The sequence below is a fragment of the Geothrix rubra genome, from assembly GCF_030268065.1.
GTDB classification, from domain to species: domain Bacteria; phylum Acidobacteriota; class Holophagae; order Holophagales; family Holophagaceae; genus Geothrix; species Geothrix rubra.
The window spans coordinates 167,126-193,576 of sequence record NZ_BSDD01000005.1; the positions used below are offsets into that span (position 1 = coordinate 167,126).

The 26,451-nt window shown below is 68.5% G+C and carries 28 protein-coding genes; 20 read left to right on the top strand and 8 right to left on the bottom strand.

Going from position 1 to position 26,451, the window contains the following annotated elements; translation table 11 throughout:
* Positions 1-182: 182 nt before the first annotated feature.
* The gene (locus QSJ33_RS13100; protein WP_285726886.1) at positions 183-1,247 is read right to left on the bottom strand and encodes a tetratricopeptide repeat protein; all 1,065 of its coding nucleotides are present in this window, start codon (positions 1,245-1,247) and stop codon (positions 183-185) included.
* Between the two features lie 161 nt (positions 1,248-1,408).
* Between QSJ33_RS13100 and QSJ33_RS13105 the strand changes: the two genes are divergently transcribed.
* Positions 1,409-2,188, top strand: coding sequence for an enoyl-ACP reductase FabI (locus tag QSJ33_RS13105; RefSeq protein ID WP_285726888.1), 780 nt, complete (start codon positions 1,409-1,411; stop codon positions 2,186-2,188).
* On the opposite strand, the gene QSJ33_RS13110 is transcribed toward QSJ33_RS13105, so the two are convergent.
* From QSJ33_RS13110 to QSJ33_RS13130, 5 genes are read right to left on the bottom strand one after another with little or no spacing between them, the layout of a single operon-like run.
* Positions 2,175-2,993, bottom strand: coding sequence for a tetratricopeptide repeat protein (locus QSJ33_RS13110; RefSeq protein ID WP_285726890.1), 819 nt, complete (start codon positions 2,991-2,993; stop codon positions 2,175-2,177). The genes QSJ33_RS13105 and QSJ33_RS13110 overlap by 14 nt on opposite strands.
* 1 nt (position 2,994) lies before the next feature.
* Entirely contained in the window at positions 2,995-3,462 is a 468-nt protein-coding gene (locus QSJ33_RS13115) for a peroxiredoxin (protein ID WP_285726892.1), read from the bottom strand.
* Positions 3,459-4,184: a hypothetical protein gene (locus QSJ33_RS13120; protein WP_285726894.1), complete on the bottom strand. Its 726-nt coding sequence runs from the start codon at positions 4,182-4,184 to the stop codon at positions 3,459-3,461. The genes QSJ33_RS13115 and QSJ33_RS13120 overlap by 4 nt, the downstream gene beginning before the upstream one ends.
* Positions 4,181-4,840: a hypothetical protein gene (locus QSJ33_RS13125; protein ID WP_285726895.1), complete on the bottom strand. Its 660-nt coding sequence runs from the start codon at positions 4,838-4,840 to the stop codon at positions 4,181-4,183. The genes QSJ33_RS13120 and QSJ33_RS13125 overlap by 4 nt, the downstream gene beginning before the upstream one ends.
* Complete coding sequence (locus QSJ33_RS13130; protein WP_285726898.1) at positions 4,822-6,177, bottom strand: ABC transporter substrate-binding protein; 1,356 nt, start codon at positions 6,175-6,177, stop codon at positions 4,822-4,824. Before QSJ33_RS13130 ends, QSJ33_RS13125 begins: the two co-directional genes overlap by 19 nt.
* Positions 6,178-6,292: 115 nt before the next feature.
* Here QSJ33_RS13130 and QSJ33_RS13135 point away from each other — a divergent pair, with 115 nt between their 5' ends.
* The gene (locus tag QSJ33_RS13135) at positions 6,293-8,044 is read left to right on the top strand and encodes an ABC transporter ATP-binding protein (protein WP_285726900.1); all 1,752 of its coding nucleotides are present in this window, start codon (positions 6,293-6,295) and stop codon (positions 8,042-8,044) included.
* Positions 8,045-8,053: 9 nt separating this feature from the next.
* Here the strand turns inward: QSJ33_RS13135 and QSJ33_RS13140 are convergent, their stop codons facing one another.
* The gene (locus tag QSJ33_RS13140) at positions 8,054-9,685 is read right to left on the bottom strand and encodes a GspE/PulE family protein (protein WP_285726902.1); all 1,632 of its coding nucleotides are present in this window, start codon (positions 9,683-9,685) and stop codon (positions 8,054-8,056) included.
* Positions 9,686-9,817: 132 nt separating this feature from the next.
* Here QSJ33_RS13140 and QSJ33_RS13145 point away from each other — a divergent pair, with 132 nt between their 5' ends.
* From QSJ33_RS13145 to QSJ33_RS13230, 18 genes are all read left to right on the top strand, one after another.
* Positions 9,818-10,171, top strand: a complete 354-nt coding sequence (locus QSJ33_RS13145; protein ID WP_285726904.1) for an NADH-quinone oxidoreductase subunit A — start codon at positions 9,818-9,820, stop codon at positions 10,169-10,171.
* Positions 10,162-10,671, top strand: coding sequence for an NADH-quinone oxidoreductase subunit B (locus QSJ33_RS13150; protein ID WP_285726906.1), 510 nt, complete (start codon positions 10,162-10,164; stop codon positions 10,669-10,671). Before QSJ33_RS13145 ends, QSJ33_RS13150 begins: the two co-directional genes overlap by 10 nt.
* Positions 10,671-11,549, top strand: coding sequence for an NADH-quinone oxidoreductase subunit C (locus QSJ33_RS13155; RefSeq protein ID WP_285726908.1), 879 nt, complete (start codon positions 10,671-10,673; stop codon positions 11,547-11,549). The genes QSJ33_RS13150 and QSJ33_RS13155 overlap by 1 nt, the downstream gene beginning before the upstream one ends.
* Positions 11,550-11,558: 9 nt before the next feature.
* Positions 11,559-12,659 (top strand): NADH-quinone oxidoreductase subunit D, encoded by a 1,101-nt coding sequence (locus QSJ33_RS13160; RefSeq protein WP_285726910.1) that lies wholly within the window; start codon positions 11,559-11,561, stop codon positions 12,657-12,659.
* Between the two features lie 11 nt (positions 12,660-12,670).
* Entirely contained in the window at positions 12,671-13,828 is a 1,158-nt protein-coding gene (locus QSJ33_RS13165; RefSeq protein WP_285726912.1) for a complex I subunit 1/NuoH family protein, read from the top strand.
* A 10-nt stretch (positions 13,829-13,838) separates the two neighbouring features.
* Positions 13,839-14,348: a NuoI/complex I 23 kDa subunit family protein gene (locus tag QSJ33_RS13170; RefSeq protein ID WP_285726914.1), complete on the top strand. Its 510-nt coding sequence runs from the start codon at positions 13,839-13,841 to the stop codon at positions 14,346-14,348.
* Positions 14,349-14,379: 31 nt separating this feature from the next.
* Complete coding sequence (locus tag QSJ33_RS13175) at positions 14,380-14,940, top strand: NADH-quinone oxidoreductase subunit J (RefSeq protein WP_285726917.1); 561 nt, start codon at positions 14,380-14,382, stop codon at positions 14,938-14,940.
* The gene (gene nuoK, locus QSJ33_RS13180) at positions 14,940-15,242 is read left to right on the top strand and encodes an NADH-quinone oxidoreductase subunit NuoK (RefSeq protein ID WP_285726919.1); all 303 of its coding nucleotides are present in this window, start codon (positions 14,940-14,942) and stop codon (positions 15,240-15,242) included. The genes QSJ33_RS13175 and nuoK overlap by 1 nt, the downstream gene beginning before the upstream one ends.
* A 38-nt stretch (positions 15,243-15,280) precedes the next feature.
* Entirely contained in the window at positions 15,281-17,587 is a 2,307-nt protein-coding gene (nuoL, locus tag QSJ33_RS13185) for an NADH-quinone oxidoreductase subunit L (RefSeq protein WP_285726921.1), read from the top strand.
* A 27-nt stretch (positions 17,588-17,614) separates the two neighbouring features.
* Positions 17,615-19,255 carry a complex I subunit 4 family protein gene (locus tag QSJ33_RS13190; protein WP_285726923.1) on the top strand — a complete coding sequence of 547 codons (1,641 nt, stop codon included), beginning with the start codon at positions 17,615-17,617 and terminating at the stop codon, positions 19,253-19,255.
* Entirely contained in the window at positions 19,255-20,721 is a 1,467-nt protein-coding gene (locus QSJ33_RS13195; protein ID WP_285726924.1) for an NADH-quinone oxidoreductase subunit N, read from the top strand. Before QSJ33_RS13190 ends, QSJ33_RS13195 begins: the two co-directional genes overlap by 1 nt.
* Positions 20,722-20,782: 61 nt before the next feature.
* The gene (locus QSJ33_RS13200) at positions 20,783-21,088 is read left to right on the top strand and encodes an AtpZ/AtpI family protein (RefSeq protein WP_285726926.1); all 306 of its coding nucleotides are present in this window, start codon (positions 20,783-20,785) and stop codon (positions 21,086-21,088) included.
* On the top strand, positions 21,078-21,467 hold the full coding sequence (locus QSJ33_RS13205) for a hypothetical protein (RefSeq protein WP_285726928.1): 390 nt from the start codon (positions 21,078-21,080) through the stop codon (positions 21,465-21,467). The genes QSJ33_RS13200 and QSJ33_RS13205 overlap by 11 nt, the downstream gene beginning before the upstream one ends.
* 12 nt (positions 21,468-21,479) lie before the next feature.
* Entirely contained in the window at positions 21,480-22,211 is a 732-nt protein-coding gene (gene atpB / locus QSJ33_RS13210; protein WP_285726930.1) for a F0F1 ATP synthase subunit A, read from the top strand.
* A gap of 99 nt (positions 22,212-22,310) precedes the next feature.
* On the top strand, positions 22,311-22,616 hold the full coding sequence (locus QSJ33_RS13215) for an ATP synthase F0 subunit C (protein WP_243305056.1): 306 nt from the start codon (positions 22,311-22,313) through the stop codon (positions 22,614-22,616).
* 88 nt (positions 22,617-22,704) lie between these two features.
* On the top strand, positions 22,705-23,874 hold the full coding sequence (locus QSJ33_RS13220) for a TIGR04552 family protein (RefSeq protein ID WP_285726935.1): 1,170 nt from the start codon (positions 22,705-22,707) through the stop codon (positions 23,872-23,874).
* Complete coding sequence (locus QSJ33_RS13225; RefSeq protein ID WP_285726937.1) at positions 23,868-24,206, top strand: anti-sigma factor antagonist; 339 nt, start codon at positions 23,868-23,870, stop codon at positions 24,204-24,206. Before QSJ33_RS13220 ends, QSJ33_RS13225 begins: the two co-directional genes overlap by 7 nt.
* A 129-nt stretch (positions 24,207-24,335) precedes the next feature.
* A complete protein-coding gene (locus tag QSJ33_RS13230) occupies positions 24,336-25,511 on the top strand; it encodes a PP2C family protein-serine/threonine phosphatase (RefSeq protein ID WP_285726939.1) in 1,176 nt (391 codons plus the stop codon).
* Here the strand turns inward: QSJ33_RS13230 and rfaD are convergent.
* Positions 25,508-26,446, bottom strand: a complete 939-nt coding sequence (gene rfaD, locus QSJ33_RS13235) for an ADP-glyceromanno-heptose 6-epimerase (protein WP_285726941.1) — start codon at positions 26,444-26,446, stop codon at positions 25,508-25,510. The genes QSJ33_RS13230 and rfaD overlap by 4 nt on opposite strands.
* Between the last annotated feature and the right edge of the window lie 5 nt (positions 26,447-26,451).

Here is a 26,451-nt window from a genome sequence, read left to right on the forward strand (position 1 = left end):
CGGTCGTCTGCTGGACATCAACCTCGCTCCTGGTCTGGTGTTAGACAATGGCGTGATTCTAAGGCCAAGGCGTGTCCAAACGGTCGAAAGGGAAGCTTCCGAAGCGCCAGACCCTGTGGAGCCGGATTCGAACACCAGGCTCCGAGGCAATTCCGTCTCTCAGGGAAGCCGGGGCGAGCTGATCAGTCTCCCAGCGCCTCCAGCAGTTCCCTCGCCCCCCGGTGGTTCGGGTCGATCTTGAGGGCTTCCTGGGCGGCTTTCCTCGCCTCGTCCTTGCGGCCGAGGGCCTGGAGGACCTGGCCCTTGCGCCACCAGGCGCCGGCGTAGCCGGCGCTGCCGCCTTCGAGGGGCTCGCGCAGGACCTGGTCCAGGGCGGCGAGGCCCTCCGGGAGGTGCTGGCCGGACCGGGCGGCCACCTTGCCGAGCTGGAGGCGGAGGAGGCTGGGGGCGTCCGTGCGGCCCAGGTGGTCCTGCACCACCTGCCAGGCCAGGTCGGGGCGGCCGGCATTCAGGTAGGCATCGCTAACGGCGGTCACGCCCCGGGCCCGGGTGGACACGCCGGGCAGCAGCCGCGCGGCCTCGGAGAGCAGGCGGGCGTTCTTCCCGGCCTCGCCCAGGGCCTTCTTGGCCGGTCGCCGGTCCAGGGCGTCGAGGTACTGGCCGACCACCTCGGGATCCTTCGGGGCCTGGGCCAGGGCGCGGCCGAAGAAGGGCTCGGCATCTCGCCAGCGGTCCTCCTCCACCAGGACGAGGGCCTGGAGCAGGTCGCCCCGGGCGGGGGCCACCCGCCGGAGGGATTCGGCGCAGGCAAGGGCCTTCTTCGTGCTGCCGCCGAGGAGCCCCGGCAGCATCTCGTAGGCCAGGCCCAGGCTCATCCAGGCGTCGCCGAGGGTGGGGTCGGCCTGGGTGGCGGCCCGGAGATCGTCCATGGCGCCCAGCGCCTTGCGCAGCGATCCCAGGTTCCGCTGGGCGATGGCGGTGCCGGCCCGGGCGAGGCCCCGGGCCAGCAGGGCGTCGGCAAGGCCGGGGTTCAGGGCCAGGGCGCGGTCCGCCGCGGCGCGGGCCTCGCCGAAGCGCTGGAGGCTGGCGAGGGCCTGGGACTTGGCGGCCCAGGCCGGGGCATCGCCAGCGTCCTGCTTTAGGCGGGCCTCGGCGGCCGCCAGCACCTGGAGGTAGTGGCCGACGTCCAGGTCGGCCCGATAGGTCGGGGCCTGGGCGAGGAGGGCGGGCGGGGCGGGAAGCAGCATGGTGGCCCTCGGGAAACGCTGGGACAGGATTAGCAGGATTGCGGGGCCGGATGAACAGGATTCAGGATGGGATTGCTGGCTCTTTACTCCGGGTATAGCGCAGTGGCGCGGGTTTGCGGTATGCTGGGTGACTGTCTGGACACGGCTCTGGAGGAGAACCCATGACCATCAAGGGCGGGCTGCTGGAAGGCAAGCGGGGCCTGATCATCGGCGTGGCCAACAAGCGTTCCATCGCCTGGGGCATCACCCAGAAGGTGGCCGAGGCCGGGGCCCAGCTCTGCCTCACCTACCAGAACGAGCGGCTCGGCGAGAACGTGCGGGAGCTGGCCGCCGACCTGAAGCACCCCCTGATCCTGCCCATGGACGTGGGCAGCGACAGCCAGATCGTCATGGCCTTCGACGAGATCCGGAAGAAGTGGGGCAAGCTCGACTTCCTGGTGCATGCGGTGGCCTACGCGCCCCGGCAGGCCCTGGAGGGCCGCTTCCTCGACACCAGCCGCGAGGACTTCCGCGTGGCCCACGACATCAGCGCCTACTCCCTGGCGGCGGTGTCGCATGCGGCGGCGCCGCTGATGGCCGAGGGCGGCTCCATCGTGACCCTCAGCTACCTGGGCGGCACCCGGGTGGTGCCCAACTACAACGTGATGGGCGTGGCCAAGGCCAGCCTGGAGGCCAGCGTGCGGTACCTGGCCGCCGACCTGGGCCCCCAGGGCATCCGCGTGAACGCCATCTCCGCGGGTCCCATCAAGACCCTCGCCGCCTCCGGCATCTCGGGCTTCGGCTCCATGCTGAAGCACCACCGCACCCGCACGCCTCTGCAGAAGGACACGGACCAGGAGGAGGTGGGCGACGCCGGCCTCTTCCTCGTGAGCGCCATGGGCCGCGGCATCACCGGCCAGGTGCTCTACGTGGACGGCGGCTACAGCATCATGGCGGACTGAGCGGGGCGTCCCCGCGTTTCGCTGCGGACGGGCCGAGGGCCTTGGCGCGTTCGGCAGCCTGGGCGCGCTGGGCGGGGGTGAGGCGGTTGCCGGTGAGGACCAGCAGGACGCGCTCAAGGGGCGGAAGACCCCGGCGGTTGGCCGCGAGCATCCAGGCATAGCTTTCCACGGGATCGGCCGGGACGCCTCGGCCCTGGAGGTGCAGGAGGCCCAGGGTCAGCATGGCCTCCGCCTCGCCCCGGCCAGCCCTCGCGCGAAGAAGGCCCAGGGCCTGCTGATAGAGGGCCTGGGACCGGGCGGGATCCTGGCCCTTGAGCAGGTCCCCGGCCAGGAGCATGGCGTCCGTGTTCCCCGCCGCGGCGGAGGCCAGAGCCAGCCGCTGCGCCTCGACGGGATTCCGGGGAATGCCCTCCCCTCGCAGGCTGGCCCGTGCCAGGGCCAGCTGGGCGTCGGGATCCCCATGGTCGGCGGCCTTGCGGAACCAGGCGGCGGCCTTCCCGGCGTCGCGGGCGAGGAAGCCCCGGCCGCTCTGCCGCAGGAGTCCCAGGGCGTACTGATCCCGCGGCCGTCCACGCAGGGCCCTGGTCACACCCGCCAGCGCGTGACGGGAATTCCAGAGGGAGGCGAGCGTGAAGGTGACGAGGAAGCCCATGGCCGCGAAGCGCAGGAAGCGGCGAAGGGCCACCCCGCTACGGCCGCCCTGCCGGTGGAGGCGGAAGGCGAAGGCCGCACTGGCCAGGAGGGTAAGGCCCAGGCCCTGCACCAGGGGCAGCAGGGCCTCGATCCGGAGGACGGTCCAGTTCACCTCAGCCCCGCAGCTTCGCCAGGGTGTCGATCACGTCCTGCACGTGGCCCTTCACGGAGACCTTGGGCCAGGCGTGGCGGACGATGCCCTTGGGATCCACGAGGAAGGTGCTGCGGATGATGCCTTCGACCTCCTTGCCGTACATCACTTTCTTTCCGAAGGCGCCGAGCGGCTTCAGCAGGGCGCAGTCGGGATCGGAGAGCAGGGGGAAGGTCAGGGCCTGCTTGGTCCTGAAGTTCTGGTGGCTCTTGAGGCTGTCGCGGCTGAGGCCGTAGACCCGGGCGCCGAGGGCCTGCACGCGGGCCAGGTTGTCGCGGAAGTCGCAGGCCTCAGTGGTGCAGCCCGGGGTGCTGTCCTTGGGGTAGGCGTAGAGGACGGTCCACGCGCCGCGGAGGTCGCGGTCGGTGACGGTCACGCCTTGGTCGTCCTGCAGGAAGAAGGCGGGAAGGGGCTGTCCGACGAGGCTCATGCGGGCTCCGGAAGGGTGGAGGTCCATGCTAAGGCCAGGACGGTCGCCAGGGCCGCCCATCCGAGGGGGCTGGGGTCCGTGGCCAATCGGGGCAGCTCCTCGGCGAGGAGGCGGCCCAGGCTGTCGTGGGTGGGGCCCGGACCGAGCCCCAGGGCCGACAGGGTGGCCTCGCCCCAGAGGGCCCCGAGCCAGGCGCTGGGGAGGAGCGGGGCCACCTGATCCAGCCCCCAGGGGGCCCAGCGGCGGAGGCGGGAGCCCGGGCCGGCGCCCATGAGGGTCTCGGACAGCCAGGCGGGCGAACGCCGGAAGGCCTCGATCCGCGCCCGCAGGGGGGCCTCCAGGTGCAGGGCCAGGAGGCCGCCCAGCAGGAGGGCCAGGGGCAACGGCGCCAGGCCCCCGAAGGCCGCGGCGAGGGGCAGCAGGAAGAGCAGGGGGGGCAGGTTCCGCAGGGCGGAGAGGGCCCCGCGCCAGCGGCCGCCGCCGAGGGCGAGGGCCAGGCCCGCCGCCAGGGCAAGCAGGGCGCAGAGGCTGGCGAAGCCCAGGCTCCGGGCCGCGGCCAGGCCTAGCCGCAGGAGGCCGTCGCGGCCCAGGTCGTCGAGGCCCAGGGGATGCCGCAGGCTCGGTCCCGCCCCGCCGCGCCAGGGATCCAGGGGCACCTCCGGCAGCAGGAAGGCCCCCAGGAAGGCGAGCCGCCAGGCGACGGCGAGGCGCGGGCCCCTCATGCCTCCTCCCGTTCCAGGGGGCGGCCCAGCAGCCACAGGAGGGCGAAGACCAGGATCCAGGCGGCAAGGCCGGCCCGGTCCCGGCGGGCGATGCGGTCCATCCAGTCCGTGCCGAGGCCCGGCACGCCCAGCAGCCGTTCGATCACCAGGGCGGCGGTGAGCCAGAGGGGCAGGCGGGCCGCCAGCCAGCGGCTCCAGAGGCGCCGCAGGGCCATCCCCCGCGCGAGGCGCACGGCGCGGGGCCCCCATGCGGCGGGGAAGGGCGATTCGGGCGGCAGGGCCTGGGCCAGCCAGCGCACCTCGGAGGGAAGGGCGGCCAGCAGGAAGGCCAGGGTCCAGCCGCCGGGGCCGGGCGGGCCCCAGGCCGCGGGCCAGAGCGCCAAGAGGAGGGCCGCCCACAGCAGATCGGGTGGGGCCTCCAGGAGCGCCAGGGTCCTGCGCCGGGCGAGTTCCGGCCCGCCCAGCCAGACCACGAGGGGGGCGGCGAGGGCCAGGGAACCCAGCGCCAGCGCCGCCGGGAGCAGGGCATGCGCGGGGAAGGGCGGAGGCTGGGCGGACTTCCAGAGGACGCCGGGGAGGAGCAGGGCCAGGCCGAGGCCGAGGCCCCAGACCGCGAGCCCCTGGAGGCGGTCGCGCCCTACTTCTCCCAGCGCCATCCCGCCGCGCCGGGTGTGGAGAGGTAGAGGCCCAGGAGGCCGGGCGTCACCTGCAGCCGCTTGTCCACCCAGAGGATGCTGTGGAAGTCCACGAGGGGGAGGGCGCCCGGGGCCTTGGCCCAGAGGGCCTGCAGGTCGGTCCAGGCGGCGTCGCCGGGAGCCTTCAGGCTGGCCACGATCCGGGCGAGGGCGGGGCTGCTCCAGCCCGTGAAGTTGAGGGGGCCGTGGGGCTCCATGTACTCCAGCACGGACCAGGGCTCCGGGTCGAAGGTGGCGAGGTAGCAGGCCAGCTGGAAGTCCCCCTTCTGGAGCCGGTCGGCGAGGAGGGCCGGGTCCAGGGGCTGCAGGTCGATCTGGACGCCGTCCCTGCGGGCCCGCTCGCGCAGGGCCATGAGGAGCTTCTCCACGGGCTCGTCGCCGGCGGCGTAGAGCAGGGGCAGGGGACGCCCCTTCGGCAGGGGCAGGGTGGCCGCGTCGATCTCCTGGTCCTCGAAGCCGAGCACCCCGGGCCAGAGGCCGCGGCTGGGGCGAGCGCCGGCACCCAGCAGCTGGGGCGGGAAGGCGTCCTTCCGCCAGCGCTCCATGGCCTGGAGGGGGGCCAGGCCCATGCGGCTCCACACCACGAGCTGGTAGGTCATGGGCTGGGTCACCACGCGGTAGCCCGGGGGCGGCTGGGACTGCAGGCGGGCCGGGGGCACGCCGAGGCTGAGCCAGCCCTTCTGGAGGGCCTGCGCCACCGCCTGGCCGTCGCCGAGGATGCGGAAGCGCAGGCCTTCGATGCCCGGCTTGAGGAAGTGGTCCCGGCGCAGGAGCCGCCATTCGCCGTTGTCATGCCGCAGGAGGAAGGGCCCGGTGCCGCGGTCCGGGTGGCCGCGCTGGGCGATGGGGATGCGGGCCAGCTCCATGAGGAGGCGGCCCGGCGCCCGGGGGGACTGCAGGGCCACCTGGCCATCCTTCAGCTCGACGCGGGCGCCTTCCAGGATGGCGCGCTTGGTGGGGCTGGCCTTGGGATCCGCCAGGATGGCCCGGAAGGTCCAGACCACGTCCTCGGCCTCGGCGGGGCTGCCGTCCGTGAAGCGGGCATCCTTGCGGAGCTTGAAGAGGTACGTGCCGTCCTTCAGCTTCCAGGAGGCGGCCAGGCGGGGCACCACCTTGCCGGCGGCATCCAGACCCACCAGGGCGTCGCCCGTGAGGGCCTGGAGGATGGCCTGCTCGTAGCCCTCGCCCTTCACGAAATCCAGGGGGCCGGGGTCCCGGGCGAAGCTCTCTTCCACCATCTGGGCCCGGGCCATGAGGGTGGCCAGGGAGAGCAGGAGGATGGCGAGTTTGTTCCGCATGGTGTCATTCCTGAATTTTCCCAGGATGCGCCGGCGGCCGGGGCTTGCCAAGTCCCCTTCGGGGGCCATGCCCCGGCAGGGGGATGGGTGTTGCTACTCTGAACGAGGAGGAACCGTGGCGGACGCTTCGAGATCCAGCCTGTTCTGGTGGTGGCCCCTGCTGGCCCGCCACCGGCGGAAGCTCTACGGGGGGCTGGCGGCGACGGTCTGGTGCAGCGTGGCCGCGTCCGTGGTGCCCTTCTGGTCCGGCAAGGCGGTCCACGCCCTGGAGCTTCGCGACTGGCACGGGTCACGGATCTACCTGCTCTGGATGCTGGCATTCACCCTGACGGCGGGGATCGGCCGCTACTTCATGCGGAACACCCTCATCGGCCTCAGCCGCGAGGTGGAGCGGGAGCAGCGGGAGGGCCTGTACACCTACCTCCTGGGGCGCCCCTTCGCCTTCTACGAGCGGCAGCGGGTGGGTGACCTCATGTCCCGTGTGGGCGACGACGTGGGCACGGTCCGCATGGCCACGGGACCAGGCCTCATGAGCTTCCTCCAGGTGGTGTCGATCCTGCCTGTCACCCTGGCCCTGATGATCCACATCAACTGGCGGCTCACCCTGGCGGTGATGCTGCCCTTCTCCCTGCTGGCGCTGGGCTTCTACCTGATCGGAAAGGCCAGCCACGCCATCCAGCAGAAGCTCCAGCTGGCCTTCTCGGCCCTGTCCACCTTCAGCCACGAGACCATCAGCGGGGAGCGGGTGGTCCAGGCCTTCGGGCTGGAGGAGGCCCGCGTGGGCCACTTCCGGGAGCTGAGCCTGCGCCATGCGGCGCTCAGCATGCAGCAGACCGTGGTGTTCAGCGCCTACGCCCCCCTCTCCGCCTTCATCAGCGGGGTCTCCGCCCTGGTGCTGGTGGCCTACGGCGGCAGCCTGATGGTGCGGGGGGTCCTCGACCTCGGCGACCTCACGGCCTTCACCGGATTCCTGGTGGCCCTGGCTTGGCCCATGATGAGCCTGGGCTGGTCCGTGAACCTCTTCCAGCGGGCCCGGGCGGGGCAGGAGCGCATCGACTTCGTATTGAACAGCCCGGAGCCGGCCCTGCCGCCGGCCGTAGCCATCCTGCTGCCGGAGCAGCCCGCCGCCCTCCGCCTGGAGGGGGCCGTTCACCGTTTCGATAGCGGCCGCGGCCTGGGTCCCCTGGACCTGGAGCTGGCCCCCGGCGACAGCCTGGCCGTGGTGGGCGGGATCGGGTCGGGGAAGACGCTGCTGCTGCAGATGCTGGCCGGCCTGCGGGAACCCCAGGGGGGGCGCCTGAGCGTCGACGGCGAGACCCTCGACGAGACCGGCCTCCGGCGCCACTGGGCCGGCCTCGGCTGGGTGCCCCAGGAGGCCTTCCTGTTTTCCGACACCCTGCGGGTGAACCTGGCCATGGGCCGGCCCGAGGCCACGGAGGAGGAGGTCTGGGACATCGCCCGGGTGGTGTGCCTGGACGAGCTGATCCAGCGGCTGCCGCAGGGGCTGGACACCGTGGTGGGCGAACGCGGCGTGGCCCTCAGCGGCGGCGAGCGTCAGCGGGCCGCCCTGGCCCGGGCCCTCCTCCGCCGCCCCCGGCTGCTGCTGCTGGACGACGCCCTGTCCGCGGTGGATGCCGAGACGGAGAGCCGCATCCTGGAGAACCTCCGGGCCTTCCTCGGCAAGTCCACCCTGGTGCTGGCCACCCACCGCGTCTTCGTGGCCGAGACCTGCGCCCGCGTGCTCGTGCTGCACGAGGGGAAGGTCCAGCAGCTCGGCACCCCCGAGGATCTGGCTGCCCAGCCGGGCACCTACGCCCGCCTGAAGCAGCTGCAGAGCCTGGAGCGGGAGCTGGTGCGGGGGGCGTGAACCCCGGCCTCAGGTTCCTTCGCGGAACGTCACCTTGTTGATCTCGGCGAAAGTCGTGATCCCCAATTTGACTTTCTCGATGGCGCTCTCCCGGAGGAACTGCATGCCGCCCCGGCGGGCGGCTGCCTTCACTTCGCGGACCGGAGCCCGCTGGACCAGCAGCTCCCTCAGCTCGTCGTTGAGGCCCATGAACTCGATGATGGCCTGCCGGCCGCGGAACCCCGTGCCATGGCAGTCCACGCAGCCCACCCGGTCGAAGAGGGTGGCGCTGCGGAGCCAGGCCTCGTCCACGCCGTTCTCCTCCAGCTCCTGGGGGCTGGGCGGCGGGGCGGGGCGCTTGCACTTGGGGCAGAGCACGCGCACCAGGCGCTGGGCCAGGATGCAGTTCAGGGAGGACACGAAGTTGTAGACCTCGACGCCCATGTGCTGGAAGCGGCCCAGCACGTCCAGCACGTTGTTGGCGTGGACGGTGGTGAAGACCAGGTGGCCGGTGAGGGCCGACTGGATGGCGATCTGCGCCGTCTCGGGGTCGCGGATCTCGCCCACGAGGATCTTGTCGGGATCGTGGCGCAGGATGGACCGGAGGCCCAGGGCGAAGGTGAGGCCCTTCTTCTCGTTCACGGGGATCTGGGTGACGCCCTCGAGCTGGTATTCGACCGGATCCTCGATGGTGATGATCTTGTCCTCGGGGGCCTTGATCTCGCTCAGCACGGCGTAGAGGGTGGTGGTCTTGCCCGATCCGGTGGGGCCGGTCACCAGGAACATGCCGTAGGGCTCGCGGGCGAAGCGCCGGAGACGCTGCAGCTCGTGGGCGGAGAAGCCGAGGATCTCCAGCGTGAGCGACTGGAACTCCTCGGTGAGGTTCTCCTTGTCCAGGATGCGGATGACCGCATCCTCGCCGTGGATGGTGGGCATGATGCTGACGCGGAAGTCGATGGCCCGGCCGCGCACCTTCAGCTTGAAGCGGCCGTCCTGCGGCTTGCGCTTCTCGGCGATGTCCAGCTCGGACATGACCTTGATGCGGCTGATGATGGGCGAGGCGAAGCGGCGGTCGATGGGATCCGCCGCGGGGTAGAGGCTGCCGTCGATGCGGTACTTGATCTGGAAGCCGGTGCTGGTGGTCTCCAGGTGGATGTCCGAGGCGCGCCGCTGCAGGGCGTTGAAGACGGTGGTGTCCACCAGGCGGACGATGGGGGCCTCGTCCTTGTCTGTCAGGCGCTCCAGGTCGAGCACCTCGTCGTCGAGATCCTCCTCGTGGAGCACCTGGATCTTGAGGGCCTCGCCGGCCTCGTCCATGACCTTCTGCCCGCTCTCCGATTTCTTCAGGACCTCCTGGATCTGGGCCTGGGGGGCGCCGGCGAAGCGCAGGGGGCGCTTGAGGCGGAGGCGGAGCAGATCCTGGGTGGTGATGTCCAGGGGATCGGCCATGGCCAGCCAGAGGACGCCCTCCCGCTCCTGCACGGGCACGAAGTGGTGCTTGAGCATCAGGTCGAGGGGCAGGGCCTGGAACAGGGCGAAATCCACCGGCTCGCGGGTGAGGTCCAGGGTCGGGTACAGCTCCCGGGCGGGACGGAAGTCCGTGAGGGTCGAATCGCCGGGCTCGACAGGTTCCGCGGGGGCCGTGGGGGGCTGTGGGGACATGGAAGCATCCTAGCGGAGAAAACCGGCGGGTGAGGTGGGGCGGTCATGGATCACAACCGACCGTCCGGTCAGGTCTGAAACATTGACCCTTCCGTGACACAGGCGGCACAATCGTCCTGCTCGGGAGGGCCCATGCGTGGGTATGCGCCAATACTGCTTCTGGTTCTGATCGCCGCCATCCTGCCGGTGCTGGTCTGGACCCTCTCCCGGCTGCTGCGGCCGCGATTCCCCAATCCCACGAAATACTCGGCTTACGAGTGCGGCATCACGGCCACTTCCGAGGCCCGGGAGAAGTTCAGCGTCCGCTACTACCTGGTGGCCGTCATGTTCCTGGTCTTCGACGTGGAGACGGTCTTCCTGATGCCGTGGGCCATTCAAATGAAGGAACTGGCCGTCTTCGGAATCATCGAGATGGGGATCTTCCTCTTCCTCCTGCTGTTCGGCTACGGCTACATCTGGTCCAAGGGAGCCCTGACATGGGAGTAAATCAACCCACCGCCCTGGAGCATGTGCTCATCACCACCAAGGTGGAGAAGGTCGTCAACTGGGCGCGGGCCTCGAGCGTGTGGCCCATGACCTTCGGGCTCGCCTGCTGCGCCATCGAGATGATGGCCGCCGGGGCCAGCCGCTTCGACTTCGACCGCTTCGGGGCCGGCATCTTCCGCGCCACCCCCCGGCAGAGCGACCTGATGATCGTGGCGGGGACCGTCACCTACAAGATGGCGCCCATCATCCGGAAGCTGTACGACCAGATGCCCGAGCCCAAGTGGGTCATCGCCATGGGCTCCTGTGCCACCGCCGGCGGGCCCTTCGACTCGTACCACACCATCCAGGGCGTGGACAAGGTCGTGCCCGTGGACATCTACATCCCGGGCTGCCCCCCGCGCCCTGAGAGCCTCATCTACGGGTTCCTCAAGCTGCAGGACAAGATCATGACCAGCAGCCTGGCGGACCGGTACAAGGAGATCTTCGAGGAGGTCGGCTGATGTCCGAACCGATCGAACCCCAGACCCCGGCCGAGCCCGAGGTCCCCGCCGGTCCCTATGTCTACGACTACGCCGCCTCACCCCAGCGCCAGATCGTCCTGCCGAAGACCGTGCCCCTGCCCAGCCTGAAGGCCTACCGGGCCGAGGTGGCCGCCCAGCAGGCCGCGGACGAGGCCAAGTGGCAGAAGATGCAGGCGGACTACGAGACCGCCAAGGCCAAGGCCGAGGCGGAGGGCAAGGAGGCTCCCAAGCCCCCGGTGAAGCCCGTGCCGCGGAAGGACGACAACGACATGAAGACCCCCTGGCCGCAGGAGGCCAAGGACCCCGACCTGCTGCGCCTCCAGGAGCTGCTGGGCGACAAGGTCGAGGAGGTCTTCGAGCAGGCGGGTGAACTCACCTGCCAGGTGCGGAAGGAGGCCCTGCTGGAGACCCTCCGCTTCTGCCGCGAGGACGCGTCCCTCAAGTACGAGATGCTGGCGGACCAGACCGGCACCCACTATCCGGCCGCCAAGGACTTCGCCTTCTCCGTGGTGTACCAGCTGACCAGCATCAGCCGGCGCAAGCGCCTGCGGGTGCGGATCCTGGTGCCGGAGGGCTTCGAGCCCGAGAGCGCCTGCTCCCTCTACCCCGGCGCGAACTGGATGGAGCGCGAGACCTACGACATGCTGGGCATCCGCTTCAAGGACCACCCGGACATGACCCGCATCCTCTGCCCGGAGGACTGGGAGGGCTACCCGCTGCGGAAGGAATACCCGACCGTGGGCTGGGGTCAGCGCGACATCGACCTCCGGGAGGACCGGGGCGGCGTGCTGATGCGCATCGCCATGGAGAAGGCCGGCCAGATGGGCATCAACCTGAAGCAACCCCAGGCGGACTAGGAGCGGACGGTGTTCAAGAACGAGGAAATGGAGATCAACCTCGGGCCCCAGCACCCCTCCACCCACGGTGTGCTCCGGGTGAAGCTGAGGCTCGACGGCGAGACGGTGGTGAAGTGCACGCCGATCATCGGCTACCTGCACCGCGGCGTGGAGAAGATCTGCGAGAACAAGACCTTCTTCCAGGGCCAGGTGTGGACCGACCGCATGGACTACGTGGCGGCGATCAGCAACAACCTGGGCTGGGCCGAGGGCGTCGAGAAGCTCTTCGGCATCGAGGTCCCCCGGCGGGCGCGGTACATCCGGACCATGCTCACCGAGATGAACCGGCTGGCCTCCCACCTGCTGTGGCTGGCCACCCACGCCCTGGACATCGGGGCCATGACGGTCTTCCTCTACACCTTCCGGGAACGGGAGTACCTGCTCGATCTCTTCGAGGCCTTCTGCGGCGCCCGCCTCACGACCACGGCCTTCCGGATCGGCGGCCTGCGCGAGGACCTGCCTCCCGGCTTCATCAAGCAGGCCCAGGCCTTCCAGGGCATCTTCCTCGACTGCCTGGAGGAGTACGAGACCCTCCTCTCCGAGAACCGCATCTGGAAGAAGCGCACCGTCGGCGTGGCAAAGATCAGCGCCGAGGACTGCATCGCCCTGGGTGTCACCGGCCCCGTGCTGCGCGCGGCCGGCGTGCCCTACGACATCCGCAAGGCCTTCCCCAGCGCCGCCTATGCGGAGATGGACTTCGAGATCCCCACCCGGCCCGAGGCCGACACCTACGCCCGGTACCTGGTGCGGCTCGCCGAGATGCGCCAGAGCCATCGCATCATCCAGCAGTGCATCGACGGGCTGCCCGAGGGCCCGGTGATGGCCAAGATCCCCAAGATCCTCAAGTCCGAGGTGAACGAGGTCTACCACTCCATCGAGGCGCCGAAGGGTGAGCTGGGCTACTACTTCGTGGGCGAGAAGGGCGGGACCACGCCCTACCGCATGCATGTCCGGGCCCCCAGCTTCGTGAACATGCAGGCCCTGTCCAAGATGGTCGAAGGCCGGCTCCTGGCCGACGTGATTGCCGCCATCGGCACCCTTGATGTGGTGCTGGGCGAGATTGACCGCTGAGGATTCCCTCCATGCCGACGATGACCCTGACACAAACCCTGGTGATGGGCCTGATCCAGATCGTGGCCGTGCTGGTCCTGATCTTCGTGATGGTGCCCCTTCTCACCTTCGCCGAGCGCAAGGTGATCGGCTACGTCCAGGTCCGCCTGGGCGCCACCCGCACCGCCGGCGGCCACCGCGGCCTCACCGGCGCGCTCAACCGCGGCATGTGGGCCATGGGGAAGGTGCCCGTGCTCTCCATCCTCCGCGGCCTGCCGGTCTTCATCGCCGACATCCTGAAGCTGATCCTCAAGGAGGACATCATTCCTGAGAAGGCCGACCGCGCCGTGTTCACCCTCGCCCCTATCCTCTCCGTGATGGCGGCCTTCGGCGTGTTCTCCGCCATCGCCTTCTATCCCGGTGTCCTGTTCACCTTCCCCGCGGGCTTCCCGGTGGTGGGCGGGTTGCCCTTCATGGGCTTCATCTCCGACGTCAACGTGAGCCTGCTCTACATCATCGGGCTGGCCTCCGTGGGCGTGTACGGCATCGTGCTGGGTGCCTGGGCCTCCAACTCCAAGTACCCGCTGCTCGGTGGCCTGCGCTCCGCCGCCCAGATCGTGAGCTACGAGGTCCCGCTCACCCTCAGCCTGCTGGTGCCGGTGGTGCTGTCCGGCTCCCTCAACTTCCGCGAGATGTCCCTCCGCCTGGCCACGGGCGAGGGCATGAGCTGGCTGGCGACCTTCCCCCTCATGGCGGGCTTCCTGATCTACACGACCTGCGGCTTTGCGGAGACGAACCGCACCCCCTTCGACCTCCCCGAGGCGGAGAACGAGCTGGTGGCGGGCTTCCACACGGAGTACTCGGGCATGAAGTTCGGGTTCTTCTACCTGGCCGAGTACACCAACATGATCGTGGTCTCCACCTTCGCCAGCGGCTTCTTCCTGGGTGGCTACCATTTCCTGCCTTTCGGGCTCCAGCGGTTCATCCCCGCCACGGTGCCCTTCTTCGGGCAGCCGAGCCTGATCTTCTTCTTCGGGAAGGTCTTCTTCATCCTCTTCACCTACCTGTGGGTGCGGGCCACGCTGCCCCGCTACCGGTACGACCAGCTCATGGACGTGGGCTGGAAGTACCTCATCCCGCTCACCCTGGTGAACCTGTTCGTCGCGGCCCTGATCCGCTTCGCCTACTGAGGGAGGATCCGTGCGCCTGCTCAAGACCCTGATCCCTTCCGACATCGCGGCCGGCCTTGCGCTGACCGGCAAGTACTTCGGCAAGGTCTTCCTGTCCGCCAATCGCAAGAAGGTCCGCGCCCACCTGAAGCACTTCACCCAGGAGTACCCGGAGATCCCGGTGCGCCTGGCGCCCCGCTTCCGCGGGCGGCTCACCCTGCTGAAGGACGAGCAGGGCGAGATCAAGTGCGTATGCTGCCTCGCCTGCGAGAAGATCTGCCCCACCGAGGTCATCACCATCGAGAAGGGCAAGAAGGAGGGGCGCAAGATGCCCTTCCCGGTCCGCTACGACTTCGAGATGGAGCGCTGCATCTTCTGCGAGTTCTGCGTGGAGAGCTGCGGTTTCGACTCCATCATCCTGAACCACCAGTTCGAGCTCGCCACCTACAACCGCGAGGACTTCTCGCTCGGCATGGAGGGCGACGGCCAGAACATGTTCGTCCCCTCGCCGGTGGGCAAGTACAGCGTGGCCGAGGACTGAACCGCCCCAACACGGACTCGAAGGACACCCCATGGAACACCTACTCGAAACGCTCGGCCGGAACATGTTCGGGATCTTCGGGCTCCTGGCCCTGGCGGGAGCCGCGTTCATGGTGACGGCCCGGAGCGCGGTCCACAGCGTCCTGGCCTTCCTCTTCACCATGCTCTGCGTGGCCGGCTGCTTCCTATCCCTGGAGGCCGAGTTCCTGGGCGTGGCGCAGATCCTCGTCTATGCGGGCGGCATCGTGGTGCTGTTCCTGTTCGTCGTGATGCTCGTCGAGATCAGCAAGTTCAAGCAGAAGGCGAGGCTGGAAGTCTTCCAGAACCAGTCCCGCGTGGCCATCGTGGCGGTCCTCGCGGGCGTGGCGGCCTTCGCCGGGGTGTTCCGCAACGCCATCTTCGGCAAGGCCTCGCCGGATGCCCTGGTGCTGCGGCCCGAACTGGCCCGGGGGCTGGATGTGGCCAAGCAGAACGCGCAGGCCGTCAGCCGCGGCCTCTTCGCGGACTACCTGCTGCCCTTCGAGATCCTGAGCGTGATCCTCCTCGTCGCCCTGGTGGGCGCCGTGGTCCTGGCCAAGTCGGAGAGGGTGTGATGGTCAGCCTGAACTCGGTCCTCCTCATCTCCTTCGCCCTGTTCTCCATCGGCGTGGCCGGGGTGCTCATCCGGCGGAACGCCCTGGTGATCCTCATGTGCGTGGAGCTGATGCTCAACGCCGCCAACCTGAACTTCATCGCCTTCGCCCGGCACAGCGGCTCGGCTTCCGGGCAGGCCTTCGCGCTGCTGGTGATGGGCTTCGCGGCTGCCGAGGTGGCCGTGGGCCTCGCCCTGGTGGTGGCCCTCTACCGGAGGCGGGACACCGTCCAGGTGGACGACATCAACCTGCTGAAGGGATGACGACCATGAGTCTCGCCATGATCACGGAGCCATCCGCCATGACCGCCGCATCCCACGCGGGCAGCCTCCTCTGGCTGATCCCCTTCCTGCCCTTCTTCGGCTTCCTCATCAACGGTCTTTCCGGCCGGAGGCTGCAGAACACCAAGGTCGTCGACTTCTTCGCCCTCGGCAGCGTGGGGCTGGCCTTCGTCCTCACCCTGGTCCACTTCGGCCAGCTCATCGGGCTGCCCGCCGATGAACGATCCATCCACCAGAGCCTCTGGACCTGGTTCGACGCCGGTGGCGCGCGCGTGCTGGGCGGCCTCTCCACCTACAAGATCGAGTGGGCCTACAAGTTCGACGTGCTCAGCGGCTGCATGGCCCTGCTGGTGACCGGGGCGGGCTTCCTCATCCACCTCTTCAGCACCGGCTACATGGCCGAGGAGCGCAACGACGGCCGCTACTACCGGTTCATGGCCTACATGAACCTGTTCGTGTTCAGCATGCTCAACCTGGTCCTGGGCGCCAACATCCTGATGATGTTCCTGGGCTGGGAGGGCGTAGGGCTCTGCTCCTACCTGCTCATCGGCTTTTACTTCGAGAAGGAGTTCGCCGCGGTCGCGGGCAAGAAGGCCTTCGTCACCAACCGCATCGGCGACTTCGGCTTCATGATCGGGTTCTTCCTGATCTTCATGGTCTTCGGCAGCCTGGACTACGACACGCTCATGGGTTCCGTGCGCGGCGTGATGGCCCTGCCGTCCATCACCCTCTTCGGCCACGCCGCCACCCCCACCTGGTGGTTCAACCTCATCGGCTGCTGCCTCTTCGTGGGCGCCATGGGCAAGTCCGCGCAGATCCCCCTCTATGTCTGGCTGCCGGACGCCATGGCGGGCCCGACCCCCGTGAGCGCCCTGATCCACGCCGCGACCATGGTGACCAGCGGCCTCTACATGATCACCCGCCTGAACTTCATCTACATCAACGCCCCCGTGGCGCTGTCGGTGGTGCTGGCCTTCGGCTCCCTCACGGCCTTCGTGGCGGCCACCATGGGCTTGGCCCAGTACGACATCAAAAAGGTGCTGGCCTACTCGACCGTCAGCCAGCTGGGCTTCATGTTCATGGGCATGGGCGCCGGCGCCTTCGCGGCCGGCATGTTCCACGTCTTCACCCACGCCTTCTTCAAGGCCAGCCTCTTCCTCGGTTCCGGCGCGGTGATCGCCGCCTGCCACCACGAGCAGGACATGCGGAACATGGGCGGTCTGCGCAAGCTCATGCCCATCACCTCGATGGCGATGATCCTCGCGACCTTCGCCATCGCCGGCATCTTCCCCTTCTCGGGTTTCTTCTCCAAGGACGAGATCCTCTGGAAGGTCTTCGAGGGGTGGTACCACCATGGGCACTACGACGGCCCCACGCTGAACCTGGTGGCCTGGATCCTGGGCATGCTCGGCGCGTTCTGCACCGCCTTCTACATGACCCGCCTCATCGCCATGACCTTCTACGGCAACTACCGCGGGGCAGGGGACGATCCCTACGGCCTGACCGTGCAGTCCGAGGCCCACCACGCCCACGACGATCACGGCCACGGCGCCCATGGCCATGATGCGCACGCCCACGGCGAGAACCATGTCCACGAACTGGACAAGGCCCACGACCACCACGTGGACGATCCCGAGGACCACGACTTCGTCCCCGGGCACCATCCGCACGAGGTCACCTGGCGCATGTGGCTGCCGGTGTCCATCCTCGCGGGCCTGGCGGTGGTGGGCGGCTTCCTCAACTACCCCGAGAGCCTCCACCGCATCCTGCCCATCGTGCCGGCCGAGCTGTTCACCAAGTGGATCGAACCGCTGCTCTACCAGGTGGCGCCTGCCGCCCACGGCGAGCACGTGCCGCCGGCCATCGAATACGGCCTGATGGCCTGGGCCACCCTGGTGTGGGCCCCCGGCGCCATGCTGCTGGCCTGGTGGATCTACAAGGTGGATCCCAGCTGGAGCCGCGCCAAGGCCTTCGTGGGCCGCTTCCCGAACCTCTACCGCTGGGTGAACGCCAAGTACTACGTGGACGAGTTCTACGAGGCGGCCCTCATCGGTCCCTGCAAGCGGCTCTCCGCGCAGCTCTGGAGCTTCGACACCTGGGTGGTGGACGGCATGGTGAACGGCGCCGCCCGCTTCACGGTGCTCTGGGCCGACAGCATGCATTGGGTCGACCAGAAGATCGTGGACGGCCTGGTGAACGGCGTGGCCTGGCTCATCCACCAGGTGAGCCTGGTGTTCCGGCGCCTCCAGAGCGGCCGGGTCCAGCACTACGCCTTCGTCATGTTCCTCGGCTTCCTCGTCTTCGCATTCTGGAAATTCCTGGTCTAGGCCCACGCCCTTCTGGTTGGAGTCCCCATGTTCACCGCAAACACGACACTGATGCTGGTGGCGACCTTCCTGCCCTTCCTGGGCGCGCTGGTCCTGCTCCTGGTGCCCAAGGGCCAGCGCAAGGTCTTCGAGTACGGCTCCCTGGCCGTGATGATCGTCAGCTTCCTGCTGAGCCTGCCCTTCTGGTTCGGCTACGACCGCACCAGCGACGCGGTGCAGTGGTTCGCCGCCTGGACCTGGATCCCGTCCATCGGGGTCAAGTTCGCCGTGGGCATGGACGGCATCAGCCTCCTGCTCTGGCTGCTGACCACCTTCATCGGCCCCATCGCCATCGCCTGCTCCTTCAGCTCCATCACGGAGCGGCACAAGGAGTACTACCTCTGGATGCTGGTGCTCCAGACCGCCATGCTGGGCGTCTTCATCACCCAGGACATGTTCCTCTTCTACCTGTTCTGGGAAGTGATGCTGGTGCCGATGTACTTCCTCATCGCCATCTGGGGCGGCCCGCAGAAGCTCTACGCCGCGATCAAGCTCTTCCTCTACACCCTGGCCGGCTCGGTGCTGATGCTGGTGGCCATTCTCGCCATCTACTTCCTGCAGCACAAGACCACCGGAACCTACGACTTCTCCCTGGCCAGCTTCCAGGCCATGGCCCCCGTGATCGCCCAGCAGACCAAGGCCTTCCAGTACCTGATGGCCCTGGCCTTCTTCATCGGCTTCGCCATCAAGGTGCCGATGTTCCCGTTCCACACCTGGCTGCCGGACGCCCACGTGCAGGCGCCCACCGCCGGCTCCGTGATCCTGGCCGCCATCCTCCTGAAGATGGGCACCTACGGCTTCGTCCGGTTCCTGCTCCCCATCCTACCGGGCGCCACCAAGGACCTGATGCCCTGGTTCATCGCCCTCGCGCTCATCGGGATCGTCTACGGCGCCCTGGTGGCCATGATCCAGAAGGACATGAAGAAGCTGGTGGCCTATTCCTCCGTGAGCCACCTGGGCATGTGCATGCTGGGCCTCTTCGCCCTGAACCCCTACGGCATCAAGGGCGGCCTCTTCCAGATGCTCAACCACGGCATCAGCACCAGCGGGCTCTTCCTCGCGGTGGGCATCGTCTATGAGCGCCGGCACACCCGCATGATCGCGGACTTCGGCGGCCTCTCGAAGAGCATGCCGGTCTACGCCACCATCTTCATGATCATGACCATGAGCAGCCTGGGGCTGCCCCTGCTGAACGGGTTCGTGGGCGAGGCCATCATCCTCATGGGTTCCTTCCAGGCCTTCCCCTGGGCCGCCCTGGTGGCCACCCTGGGCATCATCCTCGGCGCGGCCTACCTGCTGTGGATGTACCAGCGCGTGATGTTCGGACCCATCACCCCCGTCAACGAGAAGATGGAGGACCTGAGCATGCGCGAGATCCTCTACTTCGCGCCCCTGGTCGTCGCCGCCTTCTGGATCGGCATGTATCCCAAGCCGATCATGGACGTGATGGACGCGCCTGTCCGCAAGCTGGTGATGCAGGTCAACCCCGGCTACTACGCCGCCGAGAACCTGTCCGCCCGGCAGGCCGAGGCCGCGAAGGTGGGGTTCCGCGGCATGGAGGCCCCGGCCGCCCATGGAACCGAAGGCCATGAGGTCCCGGCCGAGACCACCCACGGGGGAGGCCACTGATGACCGGCTTCGCGCAGGGGCTTCTGGATGCGCTCCTCCGGGATGCGCACCTGATCACCCCCCAACTCTTCCTGATGACGGTCGCCACGCTGATGCTGTGGCCCGGGGACCTCTTCGTGAACCGCGGGTCGAAGCACCAGTGGGCCCCGGTGACCCTCGTCATCCTGGCCATCACGGCCATGTTGGTCGTCCGGACCGAGAACGGCCTGGGCTTCGGCCGCATGTTCCAGATGGACGGCCTCACCCGCGGCTTCGAGCTGCTCAGCATCCTGGGCGCCGCCGGCGCCGTGGCCCTCAGCCAGCGGGTGCTGAACGGCCTGAAGCAGCAGACGGTGGAGTACTACGCCCTGATCCTCTTCTCCCTGTCGGGCATGCTCTTCCTCTGCGGAGCCACGGACCTCATCTCGGTCTACTTCAGCCTCGAGCTCATGGCGGTCTGCATCTACATCCTGGTGGCCTACCTGCGGGACTGGAGCACCAGTGTCGAGGCCGGCATGAAGTACTTCCTGCTGGGGGCCTTCTCCAGCGGCATCCTGGTCTACGGCATCAGCCTCCTCTACGGGGCCGCCGGCGGGACCACCACGAACCTGGCGGACCTGAACCAGGCCCTGGCGCTCGTGCCCAAGCCGGATTCCCTGCTGGTCTTCGGCGGGGTGCTGATGGTGCTGGTGGGCATGGCCTTCAAGGTGGCCGCGGTGCCCTTCCACATGTGGTCGCCGGATGCCTACGAGGGCGCGCCCACGCCCATCACCGCCTTCATGGCCACCGCCCCCAAGGCCGCGGCCCTGGCGGCCTTCCTCCGCGTGTTCGGCACGGGCTTCCACGGCCTGTTCACGGAGTGGGTCCTGCCCCTCTCCTACATCGCCGGTGCCAGCATGATCCTCGGCAACGTGGCGGCCGTGAAGCAGGTCAGCATGAAGCGCCTGCTGGCCTACTCCAGCATCGCCCACGTGGGGTACATGCTGCTGGGGGTGTTGTCGGCCGATCCCGTGGCCGGCGCCCAGGCTGTGTGGCTCTACATGGCCATCTACATCTTCATGAACATCGGCGCCTTCGCCGTGGTGATCTACCTCCAGGGCAAGGGGGAGGGGGAGCGCATCGAGGACTTCAAGGGCCTGGGCCGGAAGCACCCCGTCCTCGGCTTCGCCATGATGATGTTCCTCCTCAGCCTCGCCGGCATCCCGCCGCTCCTGGGCTTCTTCGGGAAGTTCTACCTCTTCAAGCTGGCCATCGAGCAGGGCCACGTCACCCTCACGGTCATCGCCCTCCTCACCAGTGCCGTCAGCGCCTACTACTACCTGGGCGTCGTGAACCAGATGTATTTCAGGGAACCCGCGGAGGGCGAGGCTCCGGCCCTGGGGACGCTGCCCACCTTCATCGTGGGCGTGGCCTGCCTGGTGATCCTGGTCGGCACGGCCTTCGGCCCCTGGCTGCTGGAGTGGGCCGGCAAGGTCGCCCTGAGCTGACGTTGGGCCCTACACTGGAGGGCGCGGGAGGTTCCCGCGCCCTCTTCCATTGGGGTTCCGGGTGATCCTGCGGCGCGACAAGGAGGGTGTGGATCCGGGGGAGCGGGCCCTCTGGGGCGACCTCCTGTCCCTGGGGCTCACCTTCCCGTTATGCATCGTGCTGGGCTTCTTCCTGGGCCGGTGGATCGGCGGGTGGTTCGGCCACGCCGCCGGCGGGCAGTGGGTCGGCCTGGTCTGGGGCGTGGGCACCGCCTTCTGGGAGCTCTACAAGGTGAGCCGCCGCATGTCCCGCAGGGACGAGGAGGAACTCCGCCGATCCCAGGGGGACCGGAAGGACGGCGACGACCGGGGGACCGATGGCCGCTGAGGGGGAGGACCACCTCCGCTGGGCCACCCGCTTCCAGGTGGGCCTCTTGGCCCTGGGCGTGCCCCTGTGGGGGCTCCTGCGCTCGGGGCAGGCCGCCCTGGCCTTCCTCGTGGGCGGCGTCACCAGCCTGGCCTTCTGGGCCCTCCACCGGTACCTCACGGCCCGGATGCTCACCCCCTCGGTGCGCCGGCGCTGGCTCTACGGCTTCCTTTCGCTGGGAAAACTGGCGTTGATCGCGCTGGTGCTGCGTGGGATGATGGACCGATACCCGGCGGAAGCCCTGCCGCTCGCCACGGGGGTCCTGCTCTTCGTGGGCGGCATCCTCCTGGAAGCCATCCGGCTGGCCTTCCACCGCGTCGACCCGATCCCTCCCGCCTGAGGTCCACCCGAGATGGAACACCACCCCTCGCTCCTCGCCCAGTGGCTCACCCAGATCCTCCATCTGGCCCGCCACGCCTGGCCCGGCTTCGCCCACGGGGAACCGCTCTCCGTCCTGGAGCGCTACGACCACCTGCTGAACGCCCTGCTGGCCGCCCTGGTGGCCATGGCGATCACGACCCTGGTCCGGAAGAACCTCTCCCGCATTCCCGGCCCCCTGCAGCAGGTCTTCGAGGGGGTGGTCGAGTGGGTGCAGGGCATGATTGGCGACAACATCGCCCACCACGGCGAGCGCTACCTCCCCTTCATCGGGACCATGGCCCTCTTCGTGTTCTTCAACAACCTCTTCGGCCTCATCCCGGGCCTGAGCCCCGCCACCAGCAACTGGAACGTCACCCTCGGCGCGGCCCTGGTGGTCTTCGCCTACTACAACTTCCACGGCATGAAGGAGCAGGGCTTCGGCAAGTACTGGGCGCACTTCGCGGGCCCCATCTGGTGGCTGATGCCCCTGATGTTCCCCCTCGAGATCCTCGGCCTGCTCAGCCGCATCCTCAGCCACTCCCTGCGACTCTTTGGCAACATCGCCGGCGAGCACGTGGTGGCGGGCATCTTCTTCGGCCTGATGCCGCTCCTGCTGCCGGTGCCCATGATGGTGCTCGGCCTCTTCTTCGGCCTGATCCAGACCTTCGTGTTCACGATGCTCGCGGTGATCTACCTGAGTGGCGCGGTCAGCCACGAGCATTGAACCTGACGCAGAAAGCGGCGCAGCCGCTTTCTGCGCATGTGAAAACCTTCACCCGTCCGGCGGATTCCGAACCCTCCGGGCACAACCAGGAGCACTCCCATGAAGAAGTTCCTCACCACCGCCTTCCTCTTCACCCTGGCCGCCGTCGCCTTCGCCCAGGGCGCGCCCGCGGCCGCCCCCGTGGCCAAGAGCCTCTTCGAGGGCCAGTTCACCGCCCACATCGCGCTCGCCATCGCCGCCGCCGGCTGCGGTCTGGCCCAGGGCAAGGCCGTGGTCGCCGCCTGCGAGGGCGTGGCCCGCAACCCCCAGGCCGCCGGCAACATCCGCACCACCATGATCATCGGCCTGGCCCTCATCGAGGCCCTCGTGATCTACGTGCTCGTCGCCGCCTTCGCCATCAAGTAGGCCGAACGCCGACCTTGCGGGGCGCCCGGATTCTGGGCGCCCCGTTTTTTTATGATGCTATCGTCCTGCCGATGAGACTTTCGACGCCATGACTCCCCAGCCCCTCTTCCCCATGCCCCCCGAGGTGACCCGCGTGGTCCTCGGTGGGGGGTCGCCCATCGACCTGGACGGGTTGCGGATCCATGCGCCCGAGGACGCCCGGGACTTCGCCCTGAACTACGGCTACGACATGGGGATCCCCGCCCAGCGGGCCCATGTGGTGAGGGTCTTCGAGGACGCCGTGGACTTCCTGGAGGCCGTGGTCCTGGACGGCACGGACCTGCACGTCCCCCCGGACCTCCAGGAACTCGAGGATCCCCTGGACCTCCTGCTGTGGGCCTCGGAGCGTCCCCGCTCGCTCCGCGGCCGCTGGGCCTGCGCCCTCCTCCGGGTGATGCACACCCTCTTCCATGTGGACCACAACGTGAACCTGCGCTTCCTGCCGGAGATCCAGCGCCAGGTCTTCGAGCGCTACGACCGGTACCTGGTGCGGGAAGGGAACCAGTGGCTGCTCCGGGGGGCCTACGAGGTGCCCCTGGTGGCCGTGGAGCGCAAGGAGAACAAGGACCGCGTGTCCATGCTGCTCAAGATGCTCCACAAGCCGGAGAACGTGGCGGAGACCATCTACGACCAGATCGGCATCCGCCTGGTGGCGGAGGACCAGCTGGGCGTGCTCATGGTCATCCGGTTCCTCCTGGACCACCACGTGCTCATGCCGACCCACATCAAGCCCAGCCGCAGCCGCAACCTGATGATCGACATGCAGGCCTTGGAAACCTGGATGGAGGCCCTCCCCCCGGCCTTCTGCATCCAGGACCTCAGCCCCTCCGAGCGCCTGGAGCTGAACCGGACCCTGGCCGCCAAGCGGCCGTCCACGGAACAGAACCCCTTTTCAAGCAAGGATTACTCGGCGGTTCAGTTCACGGCCCGCACCCTCATCCGCCTCCCCAGCCCCTGGTCCCAGGGGGTGGGGGCCCCCGGAACACCCGCGAAGGAACCGGGTCAGACGCATCTGGCTGACCCCGCCCGAATTCCGATGTTGATCCAGGAACAGGAGGAGTTTACCTTCTTCTTCGCACACGAAGTTCAAGTGATGGAGAGATCAGGTTTCCAAAGCGCCCAATCCGGGCCCGCTTCACATTCGGAATACAAACAGCGCCAGCGGGACGCCGCCCGGCGGCGAGTGCTCCAGGGAATCCTTCAGGAGGAACCATGCTGAACATCCAGACCCGCCAAGACGGAACCGCCTCTGTGGTGTCCATCCAGGGCAAGGTCAATTTCGAGGTGACCGCCCAGCTCCGCGACGTGATCCGCGAGACGGTGGCCACGGCTCAGCCCAAGCTCCTCGTGATCAACCTGGAGGGCGTCAGCTTCATCGATTCCTCGGGCTTGGGCCTGCTGGTCGCTGCCCGCAACAGCGTGGACAAGTCCGGGGGGAAGCTGCACCTCGCGTGCCTGCCTCCCCCGGTCAAGAAGACCTTCGACCAGACCAACCTCACCAACTACTTCTCCATCTTCGCCACCGAACAGGATGCCCTCCGCGGCGCCTGACCTGTTCGAGGGGGGACTGCCTGCGCCCTCTGGTCGCACCGCGTCCCCCTCGCGCTCCCCACGCATGGCCCTGGCGGAGCCGGGTGCGCGCGTCTGAAGCCTTCCACCATCCCCCAGTGAAGAGTTCCCATGGCCAAGGGCGTCGTTCTGGTTGTCGATGACGAGGCCCCGATCCGGGACATCCTCAGCTTCTACCTGAAGCGGGCCGACTACCAGGTCCTGACGGCCGGCAACGGCGCAGAGGCGCTGGTGGAGATGGGGCACCTGAAGCCCGACCTCATCATCTCGGATCTCCGCATGCCGGAGATGCCCGGGGACGAGCTCTGCAAGCGGGTGAAGGCGGATCCTGCGACCCAGGACATCTACTTCATCATCCTCTCGGCCCTGGATGGCACCGCCTCCCGCATCGGCGGGCTGTCGCTGGGGGCTGACGACATGATCCCCAAGCCCTTCCACGCCCAGGAGGTGCTGGCCAAGGTGGACTCCACCTTCCGCCTCATCGGGATGCAGAAGGAGATCAAGCGGCAGAACCGCGAACTGACCGCCTTCCAGACCCGCGTCCAGGAGGAGATGGAACTGGCCGCGGCGCTCCAGATGGGGCTCCTGCCCAAGCTGCCGGGCGAGGCCCACGGCGTCCGCTACACCCACCGCTACCTGCCCGCTTCCGGCATCGGCGGGGATATCTACGACGTGCTGCCCCTCCCGGACGGAGGCACCGCCGTCATGATCGCGGACGTGAGCGGACATGGCGTCACCGCGGCCCTGATCTCCGCCATGGTGAAGACCTCCTTCGAGAACCAGGTGCGGCTGGGCGGGGGGCCCCTGGCCTGGGCCCAGGGCATGAACGAGGATCTCTGCCGCTCCACCCTGGCCGAGCAGTTCGCCACGGCGTGGCTGGGGCGCGTGGATCCGGTCCGCAACGTCGTGCGGTACGTCGTCGCGGGGCACTGCGCCCCCCTCCGCATCGTGGGCGGTGCCCGGGGCGGCCTGCGGCGCTCCGAGGTGCTGCGCGGCAAGGGCTTCATGCTGGGCCTGGACGCCCAGCTCCCCTTCGTCGAGCAGGATGCCGAGTTCCTGCCCGGGGACCGTCTGCTGCTCTACACGGATGGCCTGGTGGAGGTGGAACGGGAGGACCGCACCATGCTCGAGGAGGCCGGCCTGCGCCGCATCTGCGCCGAGCTGCCCGAAGACGCGGACGCCGCGGCGGATGTGGTGGTGTCGCAGGCGCGGGCCCAGAACGCCCCCGCGGCCTTCATCGACGACGTGACCCTGGTGATCGTCGACCGGATGGACGGAGGGGCCTAGCCCAGCTCCGCCAGCGTGGCCTCGATGCCGTCCTCCAGCTCCGTGAAGGGGGTGGTGAAGCCGGCTTCGCGGAGGCTCCGCACGTCGGCCTGGGTGAAGCTCTGGTACTTGCCCCGCAGGGCCTCGGGGAAGGGGATGTACTCGATGCGGCCCCGGCCCAGGAGTCGGATCAGGGTGGTGGCGATGTCGTTGAAGCTGCGGGCCCGGCCCGTGCCGGCGTTGAAGATGCCCTTGGCCGTGGAGGAGCCCCCGAAGTGCAGGTTGATGGCGACGATGTCCTCCACGAAGACGAAGTCCCGCAGCTGCCCGCCGTCGCCGTAGCCGTCCGTGCCCTCGAAGAGGCGGCAGACGCCCTGCTCCCTCAGCTGGCGCAGGAGCTGGTGCAGTACGGACATCATGCGGCCCTTGTGGTCCTCCCGCGGGCCGAAGACGTTGAAGTACCGGAGGCCCACCACGGGGCTCTGCACCGCGGGGAGCAGGCTCCGCACGTGCTGATCGAAGGCCAGCTTCGAGTAGCCGTAGACGTTGAGGGGACGCTCGTTGCGGGGCACGGGCTCGAAGTCCCGGCTGGCGCCATAGGTGGCGGCGCTGGAGGCGTACACCAGCGGCGTGCGCCGGGCCAGGCACCAGTGGAGGAGGGCCTTCGAGTCCCCGAAGTTGTTCTCCATCATGTAGCGGCCATCGGCCTCCATGGTGTCGGAGCAGGCCCCGTTGTGGAACACGGCCTCCGGGCGGAGGTCGAGGGTGCCGGCGTCCAGGCGGGCCCGGAACTCACGCTTGTCCAGGTAGTCGGAGATGACCAGGTCCGCCAGGTTCCGGGCCTTCTCGCCCCGGGCCAGGTTGTCCACCACCAGGATGTCGGTGTGGCCCGAGCGGTTCAGCGCCTTCACCAGGTTGCTGCCCACGAATCCGGCGCCGCCGGTGACGATGAACATCGGGA